Origin of the sequence: Microcoleus sp. Pol12B4, assembly GCF_036701385.1 — a bacterium.
Classification (GTDB): Bacteria; Cyanobacteriota; Cyanobacteriia; order Cyanobacteriales; family Microcoleaceae; genus Microcoleus.
This window is the reverse complement of the sequence record NZ_JAUBQR010000053.1, coordinates 1-25,610: the sequence shown is the minus strand read 5'-3', so window position 1 is coordinate 25,610 and position 25,610 is coordinate 1. Positions and strand designations below refer to the sequence as shown.

Genomic DNA, 25,610 nt, shown 5'->3' with positions numbered 1-25,610 from the left:
AGATATAGTCATTTTTGCTAAAACATAAATTCCATGTCCTTTAAACCGAAGGTATCTTTTGCTTGCGCTTGTTCAACTGCAACTTTGCCTCCTGGGAAATTAAGAGGCTTTCCCCAATCCCAAATTTGAATTTCTATGCGTTCGTTAAAAACTGCGATCGCAAGATCGATAGGAGTGTTTGAGGGCATATTTTTGTGGTGGTGAATAGCATTAATAAACCCCTCCACTGTCGCAAGTTTACAAAGCTGCAAAACTTCTTCGGGAAGTGGTAGATTCTCTAAAAACTGTTCGACCCACCATAAAACTTGAGTGACAGTGGCCACATCACTATTGAGTTGCAGAGTAATTTTTTGCAGTGGCTGGTTAGAACTTCGATCGGATTGGCTAGTTTTTTGCTCTTTCAGCCAGTTGAAAATGTTTAAAGTATCGGTCGCTCGCTTAAAACAATCAGCTTGAGTGCTAGGGTGAGGTAGTACAGGCTGAAAATATTTTACAATTAACAGACAGTTTCGACGGTCAGAAGTGTGGGTATAACTAAGCTCATCGGCAATTTGGCTAATAATTTTTATACCTATCCCAAGTGACGGATTTTCATCCATTTTGCTATAATCTTCGTCACGGTGCGAGTTTCCGAATAATTTAAAATTCATTTGACTGACCTCTCTTGTTTATCATCACTAACTGCTTGTCTGCGTTCTGATCAAATCATCGCATCACTTTAATTGAGTGAAGTTGACCAGAGGTATAAAGTTAGGTCTATTAGAGGCCGGTATAATCAAAGTATAGTCAAGGTATAATTAAACTACTGTCATGCAGAGTCCCTATCCTTCGCAAGGCTCAGGACTGCGAAGCATCCCAGCCGTCTAAGAGATCCTTGGCAAGGCTCAGGATGATTTAAGTGCATGAGGCGTAAGTTGTAATAAAGTTAAATTAGGGGTTAACCTAGATGGATTGGCAAGAATTCCTTAGAGGCGAATCAGTGAGACATGGATTATCGATGGAACACACCGAAACATTATTAGCAGCACTCTCCTCTCCTGAAAGAGCACCCCTCAATCAGGCACAGCTTTCAGTAAAATTCAGCATAACCGAAGCTGCTGTAAAACAGCGGATGGGAGAGATTTATATGAGGTTTGGCAATAGTTTTCCTCAACTTCTTGACCAAAAAGGTGCCGGAAAATTAAATTTATTGTTTATAAAATTAAAACAGAAGTATTATCCAAAACCAGACCCAGTAGTTGCCCCCTACCCTGAAGAATTTAGATCGTTAATAGAAGAAAAAATTCGGAGGTTTTGCGGACGCCAATTTGTTTTTGAGACTTTTCAGCAATTTATCACCGAAAATCCTCACGGTTATTTTACGATCGTCGGGGATGCGGGAATGGGCAAAAGCTCGATCGTTGCCAAATACGTCTGGGAACATAAATCTCCCTGCTATTTCAATATTCTCGTCGAACGCCGCAACAGACCAGAATTGTTTTTGAAGAGCATTCGGCGGCAATTAATTGACCGTTATCAATTGCCAAATTCAGAAGACGCTGATTTACCAACTTTACTGGCACAGGTGGCGGGAAAACTCACGGCGGGCGAACGTTTGGTAATTGCAATTGATGCACTGGATGAAGTGGAACAAGAACCGGGAGGAAATCTTTTACATTTACCGAAGAATCTGCCAAATAACGTATATTTTCTGCTGACTAGGCGACCCTATAGCCTCGATAAAAAGCGGTTGTTAGTAGATGTTACCGAAGAAGAGTTAGATTTAAGAGATAGCCAGTATGTTGATTTCAATCAGGATGATATCAAAGAATATATTCGCTTTGTTCTCACTACCGATTCTGACCATAATAATGGACTGAAAAACTGGATTCAAAGTCGCAACATTCCCGATACAACTTTTGTCGAGCAATTGACCAACAAAAGCGAAAACAATTTTATGTACTTGCGCTATGTTTTGCCAGCCATCGCTAATGGCGATTACAATGACTTGAGTTTAAAGCAATTGCCAGACGGGCTGCAAGAATATTATCAAAACCATTGGTTAGGGATGGGCATGGATGCTAAGCCAGGGCAATTGATGGAGATTGTCTTGTATATTTTACTAGAGATTGGCACGCCGATTCCCTGCGAGATGATTGCTGGAATTGCCAAGGTGGATGAATGCGATGTGGGAAAGGTTTTAGAAGATGAGTGGGTTGAGTATTTGAAAAAGCAGAATGTAGACGGAGAAATCTGCTATACCATCTATCATGCTAGTTTCCTTGACTTTCTGAAATGCAAACGGGAGATGGATTCAAAGCGGAGAATTTTTCGGGAAGTAAATCAACGGATTGCTGAGTATTTAGAAGAGGGGATGGTCTGAGATGGGAGAATTTGCTGACAAGTTAGCGGCCAAACCACTTTTCTATCAACGTGCTTATCTGGGCAGCTTACTGCCAAATTATGTCAAGTCAGCCAATTTAGAAAAGTATTATCAAAAACTGACTAACTTTAACTTTCTGATGGCAAAAATTCAGCATCCTGAGTTTGGGGTGCAGACACTGATTGATGACTTCAATTTGGTTGACGATTCAGAATCAGTAACTCACCCAGAATACAACCCCGAAAAAGCGAAAGCCCTGAACTTGATTCAAGCGGTACTGTGGAGATCAGCCGATATTTTGGATGGAGATAAGACGCAATTGGCAGGGCAATTGTTAGGGCGCTTGCTGCACTTTAACATTCCGCCAATTCAGGCAATGCTGGAGGTAGCAAAGCAGTGGAAAGCAGCACCTTGGTTTTGTCCTTTGACACCCTGTTTAACTCCGCCTCGCAGGGGATTGCTACGCACCCTCGAAGGTCACAGCAACTCAGTAAATGCAGTAGCCGTCACGGAGGATGGCAAGCGGGCGATTTCTGGTTCAAAAGACAACACCCTCAAAGTCTGGGATTTAACCACTGGAAAGGAAGAATTTAGTCTCAAAGGTCACAGCCAGTGGGTATATGCAGTAGCCATCACGGAGGATGGCAAAAGGGCAATTTCTGGTTCAAAAGACAACACCCTCAAAGTCTGGGATTTAACCAGTGGAGAGGAACAGTTTACTTTCAAAGGTCACAGCGACTGGGTAAATGCAGTAGCCATCACTGCTGATGGCAAGCTGGCAATTTCTGGTTCATCGGACAAAACTCTCAAAGTCTGGGATTTAACCACTGGAAAAGAAGAATTTACTCTCACTGGTCACAGCAACTCAGTATATGCAGTCGCCGTCACTGGTGATGGCAAGCGGGCGATTTCTGGTTCATCGGACAACACCCTCAAAGTCTGGAATTTAACCCGTGGAAAGGAAGAATTTACTCTCCAAGGTCATAGCGACTCAGTATATGGAGTCGCCGTCACTGCTGATGCCAACCGGGCGATTTCTGGTTCTGATGATAACACCATCAAAGTCTGGGATTTAACTACTCGAAAGGAACTGTTTACTCTCGAAGGTCACAGCAAATCAGTATATGGAGTCGCCGTCACTGCTGATGGCAAGCGAGCAATTTCTGGTTCTGATGACGACTGCATTAAAGTCTGGGATTTAACTACTAGAAAGGAAGAGTTTACTCTCAAAGGTCACAGCAATTCGGTAAATGCAGTAGCTGTTACTGCTGATGGCAAGCGAGCGATTTCTGGTTCGTGGGACAGAACCCTCAAAGTCTGGGATTTAACAACTGAAAAAGAACAGTTTACTCTCACTGGTCACAGGAAATCAGTCTCTGCCTTCGCTGTCACTGTTGATGGCAAACGGGCAATTTCTGGGTCGTGGGACACAACACTCAAAGTCTGGGATTTAACAACTCGAAAGGAAGAGTTTACTCTCACTGGTCACAAGAGCTCAGTATATGCAGTAGCCGTCACAGAGGATGGCAAGCGGGCAATTTCTGGTTCGTGGGACAGAACCCTCAAAGTCTGGGATTTAACTACTCGAAAGGAAGAATTTACTCTCAGAGGTCACACCTACTCGGTAAATGCGGTAGCCGTCACGGCTGATGGCAAGCGAGCGATTTCTGGTTCTGATGACGACTGCATCAAAGTCTGGGATTTAATCACTGGAAAGGAAGAGTTTACTCTCGAAGGTCACAGCAAATCAGTATATGCAGTCGCCCTCACTGCTGATGGCAAGCGGGCACTTTCTGGTTCATCTGATAAAACCATCAAAGTCTGGGATTTAACAACTCGAAAGGAACTGTGTACTCTCAAAGGTCACAGCCAGTTGCTAAAAGCAGCAGCCGTCACTGCTGATGGGAAACGGGCGATTTCTGGTTCTGATGACAACATCCTCCAAATCTGGGATTTAACTGCAAAGGAACTGCTTCCTCTCCATGGTCACAGAAACTTGGTAAAAGCAATCGCCGTCACTGCTGATAGAAAATGGGCAATTTCTGGTTCAACAGACAAAACTCTCAAAGTCTGGGACTTAGCAACTGGAAATGTCATTGCTAATTTCACCTGTGAAAACCAGATCGCCTCTTGCGCCATCGCACCCGATGGAGTCACAATTGTGGCAGGCGATACATCCGGCAACGTATATTTCCTGCTGCTAGAAGGGATTACTGAATATTTAGAAAAGGGGATGGTCTGAGATGGGAGAATTTGCTGACGAGTTAGCGGCCAAACCACTTTTCTATCAACGTGCTTATCTGGGCAGCTTACTGCCAAATTATGTCAAGTCAGGGAATCCAGAAAAGTATTATCAAAAACTGACAGATTTTAACTTTCTGATGGCAAAAATTCAGCATCCTGAGTTTGGAGTGCAGGCACTTATTGATGATTTCAATTTAGTTAACGCTTCAGAAGCACTAATCCACCCAGAGTACAACTCAGAAAAAGTGAAAACTCTGAGCTTAATTCAAGTGGCACTGTGGATGTCAGCCGATATTTTGGATGCAGATAAGACCAAACTGGCGGAACAATTGTTAGGTCGCTTACTGTACTTTGAAATGCCTCAGATTCAGGCAATGCTGGAGGTAGCAAAGCAGTGGAAAGCAGCACCTTGGTTGCGTCCTTTGATAGCTTGTTTAACTCCGCCTCGCAGGGGACTACTACGTACCCTCACAGGTCACAACCACTGGGTAAATGCAGTAGCTGTCACGGAGGATGGCAAGCGGGCAATTTCTGGTTCAACAGACAAAACCCTCAAAGTCTGGGATTTAACAACTGGAAAGGAAGAGTTTACTCTCAGAGGTCATAGCGACTCAGTAGATGCAGTCGCTGTCACCCCCGATGGCAAGCGGGCGATTTCCGGTTCCTGGGACAGCAGCCTCAAAGTTTGGGATTTAACAACTGGAAAGGAAGAGTTTACTCTCACTGGTCACGCCTACTCAGTAAATGCAGTAGCTGTCACTGCTGAGGGGAAAAGGGCGATTTCGGGTTCAGATGACAACACCATCAAAGTCTGGGATTTAACCACGGGAAAGGAAGAGTTTACTCTCAAAGGTCATAGCTACTCCGTAAATGCAGTCGCCGTCACGGAGGATTGGAAACGGGCAATTTCTGCTTCTTTGGACAAAACCCTCAAAGTCTGGAATTTAACAACTAGAAAGGAAGAGTTTACTCTCAAAGGTCATAGTGATTCAGTAAATGCAGCCGCCGTGACCCCGGATGGCAAGCGGGCGATTTCCGGTTCCTGGGACAAGACAGTAAAAGTCTGGGATTTAACAACTGGAAAGGAAGAGTTTACTCTCAAAAGTCATAGCGACTCAGTAAGTGCAGTAGCTATCACGGAGGATGGCAAGCGGGCATTTTCTGGTTCATGGGACAAGACGGTTAAAGTCTGGGATTTAACAACTAAAGAGGAAGAATTTACTCTCACTGGTCACAGCGACTGGACAAATTCAGTTGGAAAAGAACAATTTATTCTCCCGGGTTATAGCGATTCGCCTAATGCCGTTGCCGTTACGCCCGATGGTAAACGGGCGATTTCTGGTTCAAGAGATAATACTATAAAAGTCTGGGATTTGATAACTCGAAAGGAACAATTTATTCTTACTGGTCACAGCAAATGGGTAAATGCAGTTGCCGTCACTGCTGATGCGAAAATGGCGATTTCTGGCTCGTGGGACAAGACCATTAAAGTATGGAATTTAATAACTGGAAAAGAATATTTGATCCTCACTGGTCACAGCAACTGGATAAATTCAGTTGCCGTCACTGCTTATGGTAAACGGGCGATTTCTGGTTCAAGAGACAATACTCTCAAAGTCTGGGATTTAACAACGGGAAAGGAAGAGTTTACTCTCACTGGTCACAGGCAGTGGGTAAATGCAGTAGCCGTCACTGCTGATGGCAAACGGGCGATTTCTGGTTCAGATGACAACACTATCAAAGTCTGGGATTTAATCACTGGAAAGGAAGAGTTTACTCTCACTGGTCACAGCTACTCAGTATATGCAGTAGCTGTCACTGCTGATGGGAAGCGGGCGATTTCTGGTTCAGATGACAACACCATCAAAGTTTGGGATTTAACAACTCGAAAGGAAGAGTTTACTCTTAAAGGTCACAGCTACGCAGTAAATGCAATAGCCGTCACTGCTGATGGGAAGCGGGCAATTTCTTGTTCACATGACAACACTATCAAAGTTTGGGATTTAACAACTCGAAAGGAAGAGTTTACTCTTAAAGGTCACAGCGATTTGGTAAAAGCAGTAGCCGTGACTGCTGATGGTAAACGGGCGATTTCTTGTTCCTGGGAAAAAAATCTCAAAGTCTGGGATTTAGCCACTGGAAATGTCATTGCCAGTTTCACCGGTGAAAGTGCGCTCGCCTGTTGCGCGATCGCACCCGATGGAGTCACAATTGTCGCAGGCGACTACTCTGGCCGCGTATATTTCCTGCGGCTAGAAGGGGTGGAGGAACTAACATGAATTCATCACCTCTCTCAACTCCCCTCTCTACCGCCGCTTACCCAATAGAATTTCAGCAACTCCTGCGAGAAAAAAGCGAGAATTTTATCGGGCGCAAGTTTGTTTTTTCTGCGATATCCGACTTTCTGGACTCCCACAGCCGCGGTTATTTCACAATTGTCGGCACTCCCGGCTGCGGCAAAAGTTCCATCCTCGCCCAATATGTCACCGCCCATCCTCGCAGTATCTATTACAACGCTGCAGTTGAGGGCAAAAATCGAGCTGAAGATTTTCTCGCTTCTGTCTGCACTCAACTGATTGACAAATACCTTGCCGCCAATGGGGAAACATCGGAAATTGTCAAGCTCAAATCTCAAATTCAAAATCTCGAATCCCATGATGGGAGTTGGTTTCTGTCTTTGTTGCTTCAGCAAATTAGCGATAAATTAAACGATCGCCAAAAGTTGATAATAGTCATTGATTCTGTAGACGCGATCGCCCGCACGAGTCAGCCTCCCAGCACAAATCTGTTTTATCTGCCGAGATATTTGGGCGATCGTACTTATTTTATCCTCGCCCGCCGCCCGTTTTTGAGAGAGAAATCCGGTTTGTTAATTGAAACCCCCTCTCAAACTCTCGATTTAAGAGATGATCCCGCCCAAAATCGGGAGGATGTCCTTAACTACATTCAGCAATACCTATCAACCGCACCGGATTTAACTCAACCCGAATTCTGCCAACAACTCGCCACTGTCAGCGAAAACAATTTTATGTATCTGAGTCAGATGTTACCTGCTATTAAGGATAATTCACACCCCGATGCTAATCTGGGGGAGTCCTCACTCCCCTCTGAACTTCCTCCCGGTTTAGCAGCGTATTATCAAAACCACTGGCTGCGGATGAGAGGTGATGGCTTATCGGCGATCGAGTTGTCTGTGCTGAATGTTTTGGTACACTCAACAGCAAGTTTATCTGTAAGTGCGATCGCCAATATAATTGATGGGGATGAATACGATGTTGAAAAAGCGTTAGACAATTGGATCGAATTCTTAAATAAACAAGAAATTCGAGAAGAAATTTGCTATAGTTTGTATCATAATAGTTTCCGCGAATGGTTAGGCAAACAATCTATTTTAGAATGATGATGAGGACACGGGGCCGTGTCCCTTGGTATCAACAAACACGTTAAACCGATAGTCCGACCCGGGTTAAAACCCCTGCCTCAAAGCTGAAGTGCTATAAAAGAGGACTAATGAATTATTCACTCCTCTTTTATAGAACTTTGGCTATAAGCCCCATGGAATTCATTCCTTGGCGGACTGGCGGGTAGGCGGGACGACTAGCGGATGAAAAGCTTAAGTTGACACGCCTTGGGCATTGCCCTCTCCTAACTGTGCGTAATATCGATCCCGATGCCACCGAGTTTTATATTATATAAAAAACAATACAACAATGAAACGAGCAGTATTTCTTGACAGAGATGGCGTTCTCAATATCGAAGCCGGCTACATCCACAAAGTAGAAGATTTGCATTTAATCCCCGGAGTTGCCCAAGCTGTACGCCGTTTAAATGACAAACAAATATTTTGCTGTTTGGTTTCCAATCAATCCGGCCCGGCGAGGGGTTATTATCCGGTTAGCCACGTAGAAGCTTTGCACAAACGCCTGTGTCAGTTATTAGAAAATGAAGCAGGAGCCAAGTTAGATGCTCTTTATTATTGTCCTTATTTAAGCGCAGCCGAAGGTGGAACCAACCCAGAATTCACGCGGTATACAACGTGGCGAAAACCAAATACAGGGATGTTGGTAGCGGCGGCTTGGGAACACGATTTAGATTTGCGAAATAGTTTTATGGTCGGGGATAAAGCCACTGATGTTGATATGGCTCACAATGCCGGCTGTACTGGTATTTTGGTCCAGACTGGTTACGGAGAAAGTGTGTTGAGTGGGGAGTATCAGCACCATACTAAACCGGATTTTATTGCAGCAAATTTAGCCGCGGCGGTGGAGTGGATTTTGCAACACTTTGATTAGTATTTGTAGTGGCATTTAAGTTGTTTCTCGTTGAGTCTTACAGGAAAGTGGTACGTAAGGAAGCGCGACTGTGAAGGTTGTACCCACGCCCATTTTGCTTTCGCAGGCGATCGCACCTCCTTGCAATTCCACAGCTTTTTTAACAATTGTTAATCCCAAACCGTTACCTTTAATCCTTCCAGTATTCTTGCAGCGGTAAAACATTTCAAATATTTTCCCTACTTCAGTTTCTGGGATGCCGATACCTTCGTCTCGGATACGCATAATTAGTAAGGGAGAGCTAATATTTGTAAATTGGGAATTGGGAAACAAATGCTGAGGAGACAAGCAGAAAATAGCTTCTTTGTCTCCCTCGCCTGGTTGACGGTATTCCAATTCCAAGGTGACTTGTCCGCCGTTGGGAGAATATTTGATGGCGTTGACGATTAAGTTAGAAATAATGCCGTGCAGTAATTGTTGATCTAATATGGCACTGGTAACATCTGAAGGGATTAATGTTAGTTTGTGCTTGGCTTCATTTCCTAACTGCAATTGAGCGAGCAAATCTTGACAAAATTCGACTAAGTTTATCGGTAATGGATTGCATTTGAGTTGACCTGCTTCTGCTCGACCCATGAACAGCATATCGTCGATTAGCTGGTTCATCTTCTGGGTAGCTGAGTGCACCAGCCGCAGGGTTCTAACTTGGGATTCGTCACTGCTGCGAGTTCGATCGAGATCCAGAAGTTCCGCAGAAATTAAAATCGCGTTGAGCGGGTTCCGCAATTCGTGAGCAGCCATTGAAATATACTGGTTTTGGCGGTGCGATTTTTCTTCCACCGACTCTCTGACTGCTTCCGCGGCTTTGAGAGATTCTCGCATCTTGGTTTCGATTTCGTGTCTGTGCATGGCAATCTCGATCGCCACCCGCAAATCATTTTGTTGAAATGGTTTGATAATATAACCGAATGGATCTGTAAGTTTCGCTCTTTGCAGCGTTTGATCGTCGGCATAAGCTGTTAAAAATACTGTCGGCACATTCCTATTAGTTCTGATTTTCTCAGCCGCTGTTACCCCGTCCATGTCACCTTTAAGCACGATATCAATCAACACTAAATCGGGCGGGCTTTCTATCGCTTTTTGAATTGCTTCTTCTCCTGAAGAAACTGTAGCTGTGACTGCATATCCCAGTTTTTTTAATCGACCTGCTATGTCTTGGGCTACAATAACTTCGTCTTCTACAACCAAAATTTGTATAGGGTTCATTTTTCGTTAAATACGCTGCCGATAATTTAACTCTTGGAAAATCAGAGTGTAGCAGGTTCCACGCTGACTGTCAATGTCAATACTCGCCTCTAATTGGTAAGCCAACATTCTCACTAATCGCAATCCTAATGTTTCAGTATTTTCTACGTCAAAATCCGCCGGAAATCCGCGACCGTTATCTTGAATAGTTAAATGAAATTGATCGCAATTTATTTCATGGAAGTTAATAGATATTTCACCATCTAAACTTGACACAAAGGCATATTTTAAAGAGTTAGAAACCAGCTCGTTAATAATTAAACCGCACGGAATAGCTGTTTCTATGTTTAAATAAATGGGGTCAACTTTGAGGTTGAACTGGATGGCAGTATTGCCACAACCAAAAGATTGATATAAATTAGCAACCAAGTTCTCGACGTAGGGCGCCAGGGCGATTTGATCGAGATGTTCGGATTGATAAAGTTGCTCGTGAATCAGAGCCATTGAATGGATGCGAGTCTGGCTTTCTTCAAATAAAGTTAGCGTCGCTTCGTCTTCAATGTATTGAGATTGAAGTTGCAGCAGGCTGGAAATTATCTGCATATTATTTTTGACTCGGTGGTGAATTTCTTTTAGCAATACTTCTTTTTCGCGGAGTGTTGCTTGGATGCGGGCCTCGGTAAATTTGCGATCGCTAATATCTTCGCCAATACCCGCGATGCGGTAAATTTTGCCCGATTCGTCGTAAATGGGAAAAGCTCGATCGCACACCCAGCGAATTGTACCATCTGGCCGAAAAATGCGATATTCGGTACTGGTGGACTCGCCCTGCAACAGTCGCCCCATTGCCTCTTCCAACAAATGTTTATCTTCTGGATGCACCCACTCCATCATTTTTAAGGGATCAGCATACAATTCTTCGCGACTGCGCCCCCAGATTTGTTCGTAAGCTGGACTCAGATACAATAAATCTGTGAATTCAGCAGACATTAGCCAGAAGGAATCTTGGATATGTTCTGCTAGTTGACGGAAGCGTTCTTCATTTTCGCGGATGGTTTTTTCTGCCTGTTTGCGTGCGGTAATATCTACTGCAAGGCCCACGATGCGGTAAACTTTACCAGATTGATTTATAATCGGAAAAGCCCGATCGCGAATCCAGCGAATTTTGCCGTCCGGCCTGACAATTCGATTTTCTATCTCGTCTTCATACTCGATTTTTCGAGTTAAATTAGCAATAACCCGATCGCGATCTTCTGGATAGAGGGAATCTGAAAAGAAGCGCCCGTTAGCATACAAATCAGCGCAGCTTCTGCCCCAAATCTTTTCGTAACCCGGACTGATATAAATAATTTCCTGCGGTTGGACGTTTACCATCCAAAACACGCTTTCAATGTTTTCTGCTAGCTGTCGGAACCTTTCTTCGCTTTCTTTTAGGGCTGCTTCGGTTTTTTTGCGATCGCTAATATCTTCTGTCACTACTACATTGTAAATTGCCCCGCTCAGCGGTTCTTTGATTAGCGATACTGTAATATTTACCCAAACTACAGTGCCGTCTTTGTGCAGCAAGCGTTTTTCCATTTTATAACTGTCAATTTCCCCGGCAAATAATTTATTGTTTTGTTCTAAATCTGCATCTATATCTTCTGGGTAAGTAACGTCCATCCAAGTTCGCGACAGCAGTTCGCTCGCAGTATATCCCACTATCTCGCAGAATTTTTGATTGACTCGCAAATAGTGGCCTGTTTCGTCAGGGTGGGTAATGCCGACTGCCGCTTGTTCGACGGTTGCCCGAAAGCGTTCTTCGCTATCTCTGAGGGTTGCTTCTGCTTTTTTGCGATCGCTAATATCCCGCTGCACGCCAAAATACCCGACGATTCTGCCGTGGGAATCATAAATGCAAATATAGTCGCCTTCCACCCAAATTAGATCTCCGTCAAACTTGCGATTGTCCTTTTCGATATGAATCCGGCCTTCATCAAAAAATTGCTTGATTATGTCTCTGCAGCCAGTAAAGTTGTGGGAGAATAAAGAGTCAAGCGTGCGACCAATAAACTGTTCCCTAATACCTCCGTATTGAGCTATCAAAGCATCGTTCGCCTTCGTTACCCGCCCGTGAGTAAATACGTAATCCAAGACTTTCTCTTTGTCAACTGTATCGTCCCAGTGCACTGGTTCGTCCAGCATCATAAAGAAAAAGCCATCTAAAGATTGAGAGAAAAACAATTCTAGCTGTTCCTGGCTTTCCCGCAGAGCTTTTTCGGCCCGCCAGCGAGAGATAATTTCTTCCTGCAATTGATTGTTGGCTGTTTTCAAGTCTTCTGTGCGCTTTTGATATTTAATTTCTAGCTGATTTTTGATTTCTTCCAGCGCTATTTCTGCCTGTTTTTTTTCGGTAATATCTTGAGTAACGACCATTCCTGCAAAAATTTCTTCCCGGTCGTTTTTGACGGGAGCAATTGTTGTTGAATAAACGCGATTGCCGTATTTATATTCAAAAGTATTCTCTTTTCCTGCCAAAGCAGCGCGATATGTAGTCTCAAAAAGTGGCAAATCTTCAGGTGGCGATACTTCCCACAATGTTTTGCCTTCCAACTGTTCTTTGGACAAACCAACTACTGCCAAACCTTGGCCGTCAACCAGAGTATAGCGCAAATCGCGATCGAACAAAAACACCGACCCATTCGGATAATGTTTGATGAGAGTTCGGTACATTTCCTGGCTTTTTTCCAGAGATGCGATTAACCGAATGCGATCGTCCTCGGTGATATCAAATTCAGTTACGGAACCCGAAAACCCAGCATTCTCGACTGCTTTGAGTTGTGCTTCTAATTTCTGGCACAATTCTCTCTGCTGCTGCAAATCCTCTTCAAGTTGCTGAATTTTTGCTTTTTGCTCTGCTACTAATGCTTCGCAGGTTTCCAGAGGTCGATCGATCTTGGTAGGATCAATACACATAATGGCTCTAGGTTTGGCAGTTGCGGACTTGAGCTTTTTCAAGTTAATACTAACAAAGCTCAAGCCTTTACTGCCAACTTAAGCAGTCAATCTTTCTTGACTTGTGCCCAAAGCCTTCTACCTTTATTTAGGAACTCCCGCCGTCAAGACTTCCTGGCCCTCAAGTGTCACCAAAACATCATCTTCAATTCTCACGCCAATACCGCGCCATTTTTCAGGAACCTCCGGCTGTCCTTCAACGGGTTTAATATAAGGAGAAATATAAATCCCCGGTTCCACCGTCAGCACTTGTCCTGGCTGCAAAAATTGCGGATTTTCACCGTACTGATAAACCCCGACATCGTGCACGTCCAATCCCAGCCAATGACCTGTACGGTGCATATAAAATGGCTTGTATTTCTCTTCTTTAATTATCTCTTCAAGGTCGCCCACCAAAAGTTTTAAATCCATTAAACCTTCCACCAAAACGCGGACTGCTGTTTCGTGAATTTTGCTGTAAGGATTTCCCGGATATACTTGACTAATTGCCTGCAATTGTGCTTGCAAAACTAAGTCATAAATTATCTGTTGTTCAGTTGTAAATTTGCCGCTAACAGGAAAGGTGCGAGTAATATCAGCGTTGTAGTAGTCGCAAGCACAACCGGCATCTATTAGCAACAAATCGTTTTCCTGCATTTGGCGGTTGTTTTCGATGTAGTGGAGGACGCAGGAATTGTAACCGGATGCAACAATTGAAGGGTAAGCGGGAGTGCAGCCATTTAAGCCAAAAGTATGTTCTATTTCAGCTTGAATTTCATATTCGTACCTGCCCGGTTTGGCGAATTCTTGGGCGCGGTTGTGGGCTGCAACTGAGATATTAGCGGCTTTTCGCATTAATGCTAATTCAGTTTCGCTTTTCACCAGCCGCATCGGGTGTAAAATGATGTTGGAATCTTCGATTGCTGTCGGGCCTGTGCCGCGTTTGGGGTAGGTTGCCATCAAGCGCTGCCAGTGATTGAGGACTTTTTGGTCGAAAGTACGATCGCGCCCGAAGTGATAGTATATGCGATCGGCCTTTTCTAAATATTTCGGCAATTTTTCCGCAAGTTCGGCGATGGGGAAAGCTTCATCCGCGCCGTACAATTCCTTAGCGCCTTCTACTCCGGCGCGATAACCGTGCCAAGTTTCTTTTTCCAAGTCTTTTGGCTGCACAAACAAAACAAATTTGTGTTCTTCATGGTGCGGCGCGAACACTGCTACCGCCGCAGCTTCGTTGAAACCAGTCAAGTAGAAAAAGTCGCTATCTTGTCGGTAGGCATATTCTACATCGTTGTGCATGACGGCAGCGGGGGCGCTGCGAAATATCGCTGTCCCGCTGCCAATTTTTGCCATTAATTGTTCGCGTCTTTGCCGATACTCAGTGGGGTTGGTCATTCGATTTTAGATTTTAGATTTGAAATTTTAGATTGAGTGTAATATTAACACTCGACGGTTTCAAGCGCTGCTTGTCACACTTGCACCCGCAAGCCCAGGGTTGAAGATATAGGTGATGTGTTTTTTTATTAGTTAGTCTACTTACTTATGTATTCTATTGTTCTGCGATCGCCAATTTACAAATATAGTCAACCAGCCGAGACAAAGATGAGTTGCGATCGACTAAAGTCCATCTCGGATCGAAATTAGACCAATTTTCGCCATCTTCGCTAACTCTAACAGTTCTAAACTGTCGCTGCTGGCAGTTAAATTCCATTTGCGCCAACAATTTCTCGTTACTAAACTGTTGAGTTCCTAAAATAGTTCTGACCGGATAAGAAGGAGCACCGGGAAAATCCGATTTGCTTAATTCAACCCTGCTGGAGTCGATGCAAATATCTACAAAACATCTTAATTTTTCGGCGCGCGCGCTCAAAGTATTGACACAAACAAAAATAAAAGTTGCTATTAAAAAAAATGACGAATTATTAGTATGTAGAGCAAATGTAGTATTCATCTGCGTTAATTAGCCTTTAGGGGCGGTTTAATATTATTGACAGTTTAATAAAAAAGTAGGGACGTGGAAATAGTTTTGCGTCCCTACTTTTTAAAGACACGGCATTGCCGTGTCCCTAATTTTTAAACAAGTCTTAAAGCTGAGGAACGTATTGTTCTTTTTCAGGAACAAAAGTGTATTCAGAGACGATTAAGCGCAACTCTTCGCCATCGATCGTTTCTTTTTCGATCAACAAATCGACTAAGCGATCGACCACGGTGCGATTTTCGCGAATAATTCGGCGGGCGTCGTCGTAGCAGCGATCGACAATTTCCCGGACTTGTCCGTCAATCCGAGAGGCAATTTCTTCGGAATATTCCGATCGCGCTGTGTAGTCGCGGCCGAGGAAAATTTCGCTTTGTTGAGCTTCCAGGGCGATCGGGCCCAAGGTAGACATCCCATAGCGAGTCACCATTTGGCGCGCCATACCGCTGACTTGCTGCAAGTCGTTGCCGGCACCGGTGGTTACTTCGGCATCGCCGAAAACTACTTCTTCGGCTGCGCGGCCACCTAAAGCACCGCTAATCCGGGCTAAAATTTGCGATCGAGAAATCAAACCTTGGTCTTCGCTGGGCATGAACCAAGTTAAGCCACGGGCCTGTCCGCGAGGAACTAAGGTAACTTTTTGAACTGGATCGTGGGCTTGAATGATTGTACCGACGATCGCGTGGCCGATTTCGTGGTAAGCAATCAAGCGCTTGCTCTTGCTGTCCACCAAGGGAGTGCCTTCCATACCTGCTACCACGCGATCGACTGCATCGTCAACTTCGAGCATCGTAATCGCTTCTTTGCGGCGGCGGGCGGTTAAAATAGCAGCTTCGTTGAGCAAGTTAGCCAAATCAGCGCCCGTAAAACCAGGAGTGCGGCGGGCGATGGCGTCCAAAGAAATCTCTGCAGACAGCTTCTTGTTGCGCGCGTGAACTTCCAAAATTTCCAAGCGGCCTTTAATATCCGGCGTATCTACGCTAACTTGGCGGTCAAAACGTCCCGGACGCAGCAACGCTGAGTCAAGCACGTCGGGGCGGTTCGTGGCAGCAATGATGATAATGCCAGTATTGCCCTCAAAACCGTCCATTTCGGTCAGCAACTGGTTCAGGGTTTGTTCCCGTTCGTCGTTACCGCCACCGATACCGGCGCCACGCTGGCGGCCCACTGCATCGATTTCATCGATAAAGATGATGCAAGGAGCATTTTCTTTAGCTTTCTTGAACAAGTCCCGAACGCGGGAAGCGCCGACACCGACGAACATTTCCACAAATTCCGAACCGGAGATGCTGAAGAAAGGCACGCCGGCTTCACCTGCGATCGCTTTTGCCAGCAGGGTCTTACCGGTTCCGGGAGGGCCCACTAGCAACACGCCTTTGGGAATCTTCGCCCCGACAGCGGTGAAGCGTTCGGGTTTTTTAAGGAATGTCACTACTTCTTGTAGTTCTTCTTTGGCTTCCTCAACGCCTGCTACGTCGTCGAACAGTACGCCTGTTTTAGCTTCCATTTGAAAGCGAGCTTTGGACTTGCCAAAGTTCATGGCTTGGCCCGGGCCGCCGGGAACGTTGCCACCGCGGCGGAAGAGGAAAAACAGGCCTCCTACTAACAAGAGGGGAAATACTAGATTGCCTAAAAGTCCCCAGACAGCACCGTCGTTGCGTAGTGGATGAGTGTCGAAGCTGATTTTGGAGTCTCTGAGCCTAGAAACCAGTTCCGGGGCATTTGAGGGCAAGTCCACCCGCCACCGCTGCTCATGATTGTCCAGTTCGGGATCGACTGCTAGGACAATAGCCGTCCGACCTCCGTCGTAAAGGTCAACGCTGGTCACTCGACCGGCGTTTAAGTAATCTAAGAATCGACCGTAGCTCAGGCGGGTGCTGGCGGTGTTCTTGCTCATTTCTGCGGGGGATGGGGCAAAGGCCCCCTGCCACAAGAAAAAGCCGATGACTAAGGCGGGTAAAGTCCAAAGTAGTATAGTTCGCCAAGAAATTTTCATAAATGCGGATGCCTTGAATTGGGGACAGATCGGGTAAGATCGCGGTGTCGGAGAAGTGCGACAAAAGTTTACACTCAGAATCTTAACTAAATTTAACTTAACAATGCACTCTCAGGCAACAGAGCTTTGAGGACGATGGCTCCAGAAAAAGTTAGGTTAGTTAGGGTAAGGGCGATCGTCCCGAATATAATGTTTGGTGCTGATTTCGATACCGATCTAGGTAGAGTTAGAAGAATCGTCGCTTTCACCCACTGTCTTTAAGCGTGGCAGTGTCAAGGGATAAGGCATGATAATGGTGAGGCTCAGTGAGGTAACACATTTCAATGACAACTAGACAGCTTGTTCCTAATTCGGCTATGCTGACCCAGCAGACTAAAGTCGCTTCTAACAAATCGATTATTAGTGCTGATTTGGGTCGGACGGCAACTAAAGCTTGCGTGAGTCGCAACCCGAGTAGCGTTGTTTTCATCCCTGCCAACGTGGCTACTATGCCCGTGGAAAAGGTGCGGGGTGGCAGCTTTGAGTCCAAAGCAACAGACCCTCTGTTGGATATGTGGCTGGAGTACCAGGGCAAGGGTTACGCTATAGGCCAACTAGCGGCAGATTTTGGCGCTAATCTCGGTGGCGCTGACCAGTCGAAAGTAGTAGATGCTTTGGTTAAGGTCTTTTCCTGTGCTGGATATTTCCAGATGAAGGGCGAAATAGCAGTTGTGCTGGGTTTGCCGTTTTATTCCCAGGATCAGTTTGAGAAGGAAAAGGAAGAGATTATCAGCCAACTGCGCTCTCCCCACGTTGTGGTGTACCGGGGCGAGCGTGTGGATATTAATATCAGTCACGTTTGGGTGATGCCGGAAGGGTTCGGCAGCCTGATTTGGTGCGAGGCTCAAGATAACAAGGAGTTTACGCCGGAGTTGCCCGAACTGTCGGTGGCGGTTGTTGATATTGGACACCAAACTACCGATTTGTTAATGGTCGATCGTTTCCGGTTTGCCCGGGCAGCTTCTAAGAGCGATTCCTTCGCAATGAACAAGTTCTACGAACAAGTTGCCTCAAAGATTCCGGGAGCAGACCCTCAATCTCTGTCTTTACTGGAAGCGGTGAATAAACCGGAAGGCCAGCGTTTCTACCGTCCGAGAGGAGCGACTAAGCCGACTAATTTAGATCCGATTATTAAGGATTTGCGAGAGGCTTTCGCTAACGAACTGTCCGAACGTTTGGTGCAGTGGCTGCCGGAACGTGTGACGGATGTGGTTCTCACTGGCGGGGGCGGCGAGTTCTTCTGGGAGGTGTTGCAACCTTTGCTTAAAGACGCCAATCTTAAGGCTCACTTGGCTCAGCCTTCCCGGAAAGCTAATGCTTTGGGACAGTTTATTTATGCTGAGGCTCAGCTAGCCACGATTAAGTAACGCATTAAGGCTTGAACCCTATGGCACTGTGGGCAAAAAATAAGGCGAATTTCTCGGTGGCGTTTACGGAAGATGCTGCGGATCAAACTTTGCTGGCCGCTATTGAAAAAGAGTTGGCTTTCACGAAGTATCAGACTTTCAGCAATCTCTGCAAGCAGGCTTTGTGGCAGTTTTTGTCTGTATCTGAGTCTACTAGCTCTACACAGAGCTTTCAGCGGTTGGAACAGCGTATTGCTGAACTTGTGGTCAAATTTGCTGAGTTTGAGCACAATGTTTCGGCAGAGGAATTAAGCCGTTTGGAGGGACTGGAACATCACCTGACTCAACTCAGCGCGCAGTTGGATCAACTGCAGGGGAGTGTTAACAGTAAGTTTGCTCAAGTTTCTTTTGCCCCAGTTTCAAAAGTAGTAGAGCCTGGCCCCATTGAGTCTGAGTCTGTGGCGGATGATAATGTAGTGTCTGACGCTGAGGTTGCTCCTCGTCGGGAATCCGATCCTTTGTTGGAGCGTTTAAGTTCTTTGTTACCCCAAGATTTCTAAAATGAGGTAGACCCAGGTTACAAAGCCTTGAGATGTAATGTTAGTGGCCCGCTGTTGGCAGCCGGTACTGAATACAGAAACAAAGCGATCGCTCTTTTGAAAAAAAAGGGCGATCGCTTTGTTATTGACGATTTTAGATTTTAGATTTACTCATTTTTGCCTATACCATTCCCATTATTCGATTAATCCTAATTTTTGTAATCGCGAACGAATGGCACTAGGCTGTCGCTGAAATCTCTGAGCTAATTCGCCAATTTGTTGACCGCTAGCATATTCTTTCTTCAAATTTTCGTCTTCATCCTGACTCCACTTGACGTAAGCTCTGGGATATTTCTGGCGAATTTTCTCATTCTGGGTTTTAGGTCGATAACCATTCTTTTGAGTGGCATTCAAACCCGAACCAAACTGTGGGTTAATTTCCCCACTGCGACTAGCTAGCGCCTCTTGCACGCGGTTGGGAATCACAGAAATTTCTTCTGAGAGTTCAGCCAAAGCATTGTCTACTTTTTGCTGAAGTTCTGTTAGCTGCCGCTGCTGCAAACTGCCCCACTGCGGCAGTTCGTTGATAAACTGCTGCAAGTCCAGAATTATTGTTGTCAAAGTTTCGACTTGTTGCAACTCCGGTCGCTGTTTGAATTGGCGGCTGGTGAGTTCGATCTCGCTTTGAATCATTTTAATAGTTTTTTCTAAAATTATTAGTCGCTGGCGCAGGTTCTCAATTGCTGAAATGAGAGAGTGTACGTTTTCTCCAGGCCCAACATTGAGATTTTCGCGAGATGTTTGAGCAACAGCTTCGTCTAAAGCATTTACAGCAAGTTGCAATTGTTCGATCGCGCGATCGGTAGTAGCTGCTTGTTGATTTACGCGATCGAACGTGGCCGCCGTACTTGCTTTAAGTTGCCTGTGCAGCTTCTGCCGGTTCACAAAATTCAACACCAATGAAATCACTACAGGCACTTGGGCATAAACGCTCTGCCCCCAAACCAAACTAGCAGCCAATCCCACAGCAGAGGCAGCAAGAAAAACCACTTCAGCAGTTTCTAACAAATTGCTCGACTTGGGATTTTGGATTTTGGTTTGTGAATTGGATGATGACATAGGCTAATACCATTTTAGATTTTAGATTTTAGATTTTGAATGACTGATGGAGCTCGTAGTTTGGAACAATGGCCTATAGTTACATTATTTTTTTCAAGTGGTACAAGTATGCGGCTAAAAATAAAGTAAGAAGCGCGAGCGGACCTATCCGGTATGGAATCGGACGCCGACCCCGAATTTAGCAGTGGTGAAAAACAGATTAAGTTTTTTATTCACAGCCATCTAATTAAATATATTAAATCTGCAAAATTAGTCGAGCTAAAGTGAAATAAATCAAGACCCCAAGGACATCAACTGCGGTGGTAATAAAGGGAGCAGACATTAAAGCGGGGTCTAAACCCAAAGAACGAAATAGAAACGGCAGAGCTGAACCGGCAATAGAAGCTAAAATTGCGATCGCAAACAAACTCACTCCCACCGCGAGTGCCACTGCTAAACTCCCTTGCAGAGTATAAGCCCAGCCCGTCGCTACAGTCCCCAATATAGCTCCTAGCAGCGCTCCCGCCATCCCCTCGCGAACAATTACTTGAAACGGCCCCATTGCTGTAATTTCATCAGTGTTCAAACCGCGAATTACAACTGTTGAGGACTGAGCTCCGACATTGCCTCCAGTGCCAGTCAGCAGGGGAATAAAGGCTGCTAAGGCGACTACTTGGTGCAAAATATCTTCTTGAGCTCTAATAATTGCGCCGGTGACAGTATTAGTTAAAAGCAGAACAAACAACCACACGACCCTTTTCCGGGCAACGGTGATTAAATCGGTCTGGAAATAATTGTCGCCGCCGGACTGGACGCCGCCCAAGGTATAAATATCTTTTGCTGCTTCTTGTTCTAAAATGTCGATCGCGTCGTCAACTGTAATGATGCCAACCAGACGCTGTTCGCGGTCTACAACGGGTACAGCTAAAAAATCGTAACGCTGGATTAGCCTAGCTACTTCTTCTTGATCCGTGCTAGTTTGAACAGAAACTACGTCGCGGGTCATAATTTCGCCGACAGTTTTGTCGAGGGGGGAAGTGACTAAATCCCGCAAGGATAAAATGCCGGTCAAGCTGCGTCCGGCGTCGGTGACGTAAAGAGAATAAATTGTTTCGGTAGTTTTAGCCAAAGAGCGAATTCGGTCTAAAGCTTGGGCGACGGTAAAGCTTTCTTTCAGAGAAATATATTCCGGGGTCATGATCCGACCGGCGGTACTGGCTTCGTAACCCAAAAGTTGAGCCGTAGCTTCCCGTTCCGTCGGGCTCAATTCACCCAACAGGCGACGGACTAATATTGCCGGCAGTTCGTCAAAGAGTTTAGCTCGATCGTCCGGGGACATTTTGTCTACAATGTCAATGACTTCTTGGCGTTTGAATTTTTCGCAGAGGGACTGCTGAACGCTGGAGTCGAGATATTCGTAAACTGCGATCGCTTCGTCTTTGGAAAGCAAGCGGAAAGCTATTACTTGCATGGTTTCTGGCAGACCTTCGATAGCTTCAGCTATGTCTGCTTCCTGCACCGGGTGCAAAATCGCTTTTGCTCCTTTAAAGTCTCCTTCTTCCAACAGGGCCCTTAACTGCGATCGAACTAATTCCCGCAGTTCTTTTCGCGCGTAGGTGGGTAGAGAAGACGATTGATAATTTTTTTCTGTCACTGATGACCCTCCTAAACCTGTGCTGCGCGCCTTCCTGAATCCAGTTTAGAGCCTATTGACGCCACTGGTTGCAGTTATACGATTTATACCCGCGGGGTTAGCAATCCAGTTTCTTTGTGGAGGCTTCACCACCTAACCAAGATGTATTCTCGAAACCAGTTTTTTGGGTATGGTGTTTTTGATATTGATTTACTTAAACCAACAATTGATATTTTTCTTGTGCCAAACGGTAAAGTGGCCGCCAGACCAAACGGTTAGTCAATACAACCAACAACGACATTACAGAAGTAGCAGCCAACAGCAAGGAAAAATTCCCAGATGCCGTAGCCTGAGAAATAGTTTCTCCCAAACCCTCTGTAGTAACAATTTGACCTTGAAACTGCACGTACTCGCTGACAATACTTGCGTTCCAAGCACCCCCAACTGCTGTAATAATTCCTGTGATCAAGTAGGGAAAAATTCCCGGTAAAATTAAAGTTTGCCAGCGCTGGATTAGGGATAGTTTGTAAACTTGTGCTGCTTCAAATAACTCCGAAGGTATGGCTTGAGCGCCCGCAATAACATTAAACAGCAAATACCACATTGTACCCAACATCATCAGCGCCACTGAACCAATTTGCAAGCCTCCTCCAGCGTGAATTAAAGCTAGTAGTAATACGGGGAATAAAGCAGTTGCCGGTACAGAAGCTGCTATTTGTACTAATGGCTGCAAAATTTGAGCTAAACGGGGATTTCGACCGATCGCCACTCCGACAGGCACTGTCCACAACAGCGATAAAAATAGCGCGGAAATGACGCGCAAAGCTGTGAAAAATGCACCTGTCATGACTTTTTGCCAGTCAGACAAATTCAGCAACCGCAGCAGCAGCAACGCTTCCCAAGTTCCCCAAAGCACAATGACGGCAAACCCGCTAACAAATATCCAATTTATCCAATTTCCGATGCGGCTTCCTTGGCGATGATTTGCTGGTAAATCCACCGATGCAAAAGCTCTTGCCAAACCACGATCGAAACTATCGCCGATCGGCGAAATACGCGACTTCAAAACCCGCAGAGTCGCCGAGCGCCTTAAAAAATCTAACACATTTGACTGCGGTACATTTGTAGCTTCCACCGCTTGATATTTAAACTTTTCTACCCAAGCAATCAAAGGCTGCCAGATGAAAAAGTCTATGGCTATAATTACCCCAATTAAGACTGCTAAACCCCAGCCTATCGCCCCAAAATTTCCTTCATTGGCTGCCTTGCCCAAATAGGAACCGAGTCCGGGCAAATTAAAGTTTTTGTCCCCCAAGGTAAAAGATTCGATCGCAATCAAAAAGAACCAGCCGCCCGCCACTGACATGACGCTATTCCACACCAGTCCGATCGCCCCAGCAGGCAATTCTAACGTCCAGAACTGCTGCCAAGCATTCAGCCGATAAACTTGAGCAGCTTCCTTAAGTTCTCGCGGAATCCCGGACAGCGACTGATAGAAACTAAAGGTCATATTCCAAGTCATTCCAGTAAATATTAAGATAATCGAGGCGATTTCTACGCCGATTATTTGACCGGGAAATAAGGTAACTAGCGCTAAAACAACTCCCGGCAAAAAAGATAAAACTGGAATCGATTGCAAAATATCTAACAAGGGAATTAAAATTTTTGCGGCTAAGGGAAAGCGGTAAGCAGAATAAGCATAAACTAGGGTAAACAGCAGCGATAAAAAATAGGCTGCTACCATGCGTAAGAGACTCTGGGCTGTATATGCTGGCAAGACATTTAGGGTAGTCTCAATTTTGAAATTTGGGTTGTACTCACTGCTGAATTGAGAAGCTGTTTGGACAATTACCAAAATTAGAGAGAAGATGGCTAGAATCAGCAAACCGTCTTGCCAAGTCCAAGCTGACCTTTCTAAAGTTTTATTTGCCGGTGTTAGAGGTCTGGTCATACGAAGTAGTTATTGGTAATCGGGAAAAAGGTAATGGGAAATTTGGAAGTTAGAATTTGGGGGAGCGGACGGCTAGGGCATCGGGTAATTGTTAATTGCTCATTGCTAGTAAATAACTAATAACTAATTACTGATGACTGCGGACTAATGACTACTGACTACTGGCTACTGACCACTGACTACTGACTTCAGATTCTAAGAAGATTTCGCCGCCCGGTTGATCGTAACTGTATAACTCTGCATAGCGACCCCAGTCAATAGCAGTTTTCAATTGCCGCATTGCTTCTTGGGGGCTAAAGTGGGCTTCTAGAATATCCAAAATCAACTCTTCAGAAATGCGGTGATTGCGTTTGGCCTGAAGCATTCGAGAAATTTGCTGTACCAGGCGAATATTGTTGAGAATTTGGGTACGAACAATTTGTTTGCGCTGGTCAATGCCGCCGGCAATAAACTGAATGCCAACTGGAGTTAAAAGGAGGTCGCCTTCTTGGATTACCAGAAATTCCATTAACTTTGCTGCTTCCACGATCGGCAAAATGTCGTCAACCTCTAACATTAATTCTTGACCGAGGCGGTAGAGGTCTTTCTCCTTGCGGTCTTCCAAGAGTTCCAACAGACCTGCGATCGCACCGGTTCGCACCTGTGGCAGAGATTGGTATTTAGCGCTTTGAGCGGGTTGAGGTTGAGACACAGCAGCGACACTTTCAGCAGGTGCTGTCACTGTTTCGCAGCTCAATTCGGGATTGGTGAGAATTTTGTAAACTTGGTCTACGAGAGCTTGAAATTCGGGAGTTTTACGATCGCGGTAGTGCGGCAAAGTCACTGTTAACTCGGCGCGAATTCGCCCCGGGTTGCGACCCAAGACTACAACGCGATCGGCTAAAATTACCGCTTCCTCAATCCCGTGAGTTACGATTAACACAGCTTGAGTCGGAATCTTTTTTTCTAGCCACAAATCTAATAACTCAAACCGCAAGTTTTCTGCGGTCAGCACGTCTAAAGCTGAAAACGGTTCATCCATGCAAAGCAATTCGGGTTCTACCGCCAAAGCTCTAGCAAATCCCACCCGCTGCCGCATTCCGCCCGAAAGTTCTTTCGGATAAGCATTTTCAAATCCGTCTAAACCGATAATGTCTATCATCCGTAAAGCTTTTTTGCGGCACGCTTCGGGCAATTCTCCTTTAGCTTTTAAGCCTAATTCTACATTTTCTAGTACGGTCAGCCAGGGATAAAGGGCAAAGTTTTGAAATACAATTGCCACCCCAGGATTTAAGCCGACTAAAGGACGATTGTGATAGATAACTTGACCGTTACTGGGCGGGATAAGTCCGGCAATCATTCGCATTAATGTTGATTTGCCTGAACCGGATGGGCCGAGTAAAGCTACTATTTCTCCGGCTCGGATATCTAAATTAATTGACTCTAAAATAGATATTTTTTGACCGTTGGGCTGCGGGTAAGCCTTGCTAACTCCTTGTAAGGTGATGAGACCCTCTGTTGCTGTTTGAGCTACCACAATTAAACCTCCTATGTTTTGTTTGAATTTAGTTATTAGGCAGTAGTTATTAGTCGGTAGTTATTAAGCAGTAGTCAGTAGTTAGAAACTATGGCAAACTGACAACTGATAATGGCTAATTGATACCAGTTTCGTAAAATAAGCAACTGCAGACCAGCCCTAACCATGATGCAGTCTGTCATTCTCAATCGAAAATTAAAAATGGTATGACTGCCGAGCATTTAGTCAATTTTTTGTGACAGGCGATCGCTTTTTCACCAGCAACAAGACTGGAAAAACAGCGAGTTGGAGCGCAACTGAAAATATAACCAGCCAAGTAATTGAGCGATCGTAAGCAATTATCATCGCCCAACTGCCCAGAAAGCACGATCAGCCATAGCCTGTGTTAAAAATCCCATAGGTGGAACCTCTCTTGTTTGCAG

At 45.2% G+C, this 25,610-nt stretch carries 17 protein-coding genes; 7 read left to right on the top strand and 10 right to left on the bottom strand.

The features are described from left to right. Positions 1-17: 17 nt before the first annotated feature. A complete protein-coding gene (locus QUA38_RS10140; protein WP_333161376.1) occupies positions 18-650 on the bottom strand; it encodes an ATP-binding protein in 633 nt (210 codons plus the stop codon). Positions 651-946: 296 nt separating this feature from the next. Here QUA38_RS10140 and QUA38_RS10135 point away from each other — a divergent pair, with 296 nt between their 5' ends. From QUA38_RS10135 to QUA38_RS10115, 5 genes are all read left to right on the top strand, one after another. After that, complete coding sequence (locus tag QUA38_RS10135) at positions 947-2,362, top strand: NACHT domain-containing protein (RefSeq protein ID WP_333161374.1); 1,416 nt, start codon at positions 947-949, stop codon at positions 2,360-2,362. A gap of 1 nt (position 2,363) precedes the next feature. Continuing rightward, entirely contained in the window at positions 2,364-4,604 is a 2,241-nt protein-coding gene (locus QUA38_RS10130) for a WD40 repeat domain-containing protein (RefSeq protein WP_333161372.1), read from the top strand. A gap of 1 nt (position 4,605) precedes the next feature. Then, complete coding sequence (locus QUA38_RS10125) at positions 4,606-6,885, top strand: WD40 repeat domain-containing protein (protein WP_333161370.1); 2,280 nt, start codon at positions 4,606-4,608, stop codon at positions 6,883-6,885. Continuing rightward, entirely contained in the window at positions 6,882-8,006 is a 1,125-nt protein-coding gene (locus tag QUA38_RS10120) for an ATP-binding protein (RefSeq protein ID WP_333161368.1), read from the top strand. The genes QUA38_RS10125 and QUA38_RS10120 overlap by 4 nt, the downstream gene beginning before the upstream one ends. Before the next feature lie 310 nt (positions 8,007-8,316). Beyond that, complete coding sequence (locus tag QUA38_RS10115; protein ID WP_333161366.1) at positions 8,317-8,898, top strand: HAD family hydrolase; 582 nt, start codon at positions 8,317-8,319, stop codon at positions 8,896-8,898. A gap of 15 nt (positions 8,899-8,913) precedes the next feature. On the opposite strand, the gene QUA38_RS10110 is transcribed toward QUA38_RS10115, so the two are convergent. The 5 genes from QUA38_RS10110 to ftsH2 all read right to left on the bottom strand — a co-directional run bounded on the left by QUA38_RS10110 (position 8,914) and on the right by ftsH2 (position 17,066). Beyond that, positions 8,914-10,143, bottom strand: coding sequence for an ATP-binding protein (locus QUA38_RS10110; protein ID WP_333161364.1), 1,230 nt, complete (start codon positions 10,141-10,143; stop codon positions 8,914-8,916). 6 nt (positions 10,144-10,149) lie between these two features. Continuing rightward, positions 10,150-13,077 carry a PAS domain S-box protein gene (locus QUA38_RS10105; RefSeq protein ID WP_333161362.1) on the bottom strand — a complete coding sequence of 976 codons (2,928 nt, stop codon included), beginning with the start codon at positions 13,075-13,077 and terminating at the stop codon, positions 10,150-10,152. Positions 13,078-13,200: 123 nt separating this feature from the next. Next, a complete protein-coding gene (locus QUA38_RS10100) occupies positions 13,201-14,490 on the bottom strand; it encodes an aminopeptidase P N-terminal domain-containing protein (protein ID WP_333161361.1) in 1,290 nt (429 codons plus the stop codon). 154 nt (positions 14,491-14,644) lie between these two features. Further along, positions 14,645-15,046 (bottom strand): hypothetical protein, encoded by a 402-nt coding sequence (locus tag QUA38_RS10095; protein ID WP_333161359.1) that lies wholly within the window; start codon positions 15,044-15,046, stop codon positions 14,645-14,647. 133 nt (positions 15,047-15,179) lie between these two features. Next, positions 15,180-17,066 (bottom strand): ATP-dependent zinc metalloprotease FtsH2, encoded by a 1,887-nt coding sequence (gene ftsH2 / locus QUA38_RS10090; protein WP_333161357.1) that lies wholly within the window; start codon positions 17,064-17,066, stop codon positions 15,180-15,182. 323 nt (positions 17,067-17,389) lie between these two features. On the opposite strand from ftsH2, the gene QUA38_RS10085 reads away from it, so the two are divergent. After that, complete coding sequence (locus QUA38_RS10085) at positions 17,390-18,472, top strand: ParM/StbA family protein (protein ID WP_333041971.1); 1,083 nt, start codon at positions 17,390-17,392, stop codon at positions 18,470-18,472. Between the two features lie 20 nt (positions 18,473-18,492). Continuing rightward, positions 18,493-19,011 (top strand): hypothetical protein, encoded by a 519-nt coding sequence (locus QUA38_RS10080; protein WP_333161355.1) that lies wholly within the window; start codon positions 18,493-18,495, stop codon positions 19,009-19,011. Positions 19,012-19,185: 174 nt separating this feature from the next. Here the strand turns inward: QUA38_RS10080 and QUA38_RS10075 are convergent, their stop codons facing one another. The 4 genes from QUA38_RS10075 to QUA38_RS10060 form a co-directional block, all read right to left on the bottom strand. Next, positions 19,186-20,109, bottom strand: coding sequence for a hypothetical protein (locus tag QUA38_RS10075; RefSeq protein ID WP_333161353.1), 924 nt, complete (start codon positions 20,107-20,109; stop codon positions 19,186-19,188). A 235-nt stretch (positions 20,110-20,344) separates the two neighbouring features. Continuing rightward, entirely contained in the window at positions 20,345-21,742 is a 1,398-nt protein-coding gene (gene mgtE, locus QUA38_RS10070; protein WP_333161351.1) for a magnesium transporter, read from the bottom strand. A 193-nt stretch (positions 21,743-21,935) separates the two neighbouring features. After that, positions 21,936-23,672, bottom strand: coding sequence for an ABC transporter permease subunit (locus QUA38_RS10065; RefSeq protein ID WP_333100369.1), 1,737 nt, complete (start codon positions 23,670-23,672; stop codon positions 21,936-21,938). 151 nt (positions 23,673-23,823) lie between these two features. Further along, positions 23,824-25,188, bottom strand: a complete 1,365-nt coding sequence (locus tag QUA38_RS10060; protein WP_333100370.1) for a nitrate/sulfonate/bicarbonate ABC transporter ATP-binding protein — start codon at positions 25,186-25,188, stop codon at positions 23,824-23,826. Positions 25,189-25,610: the final 422 nt, after the last annotated feature.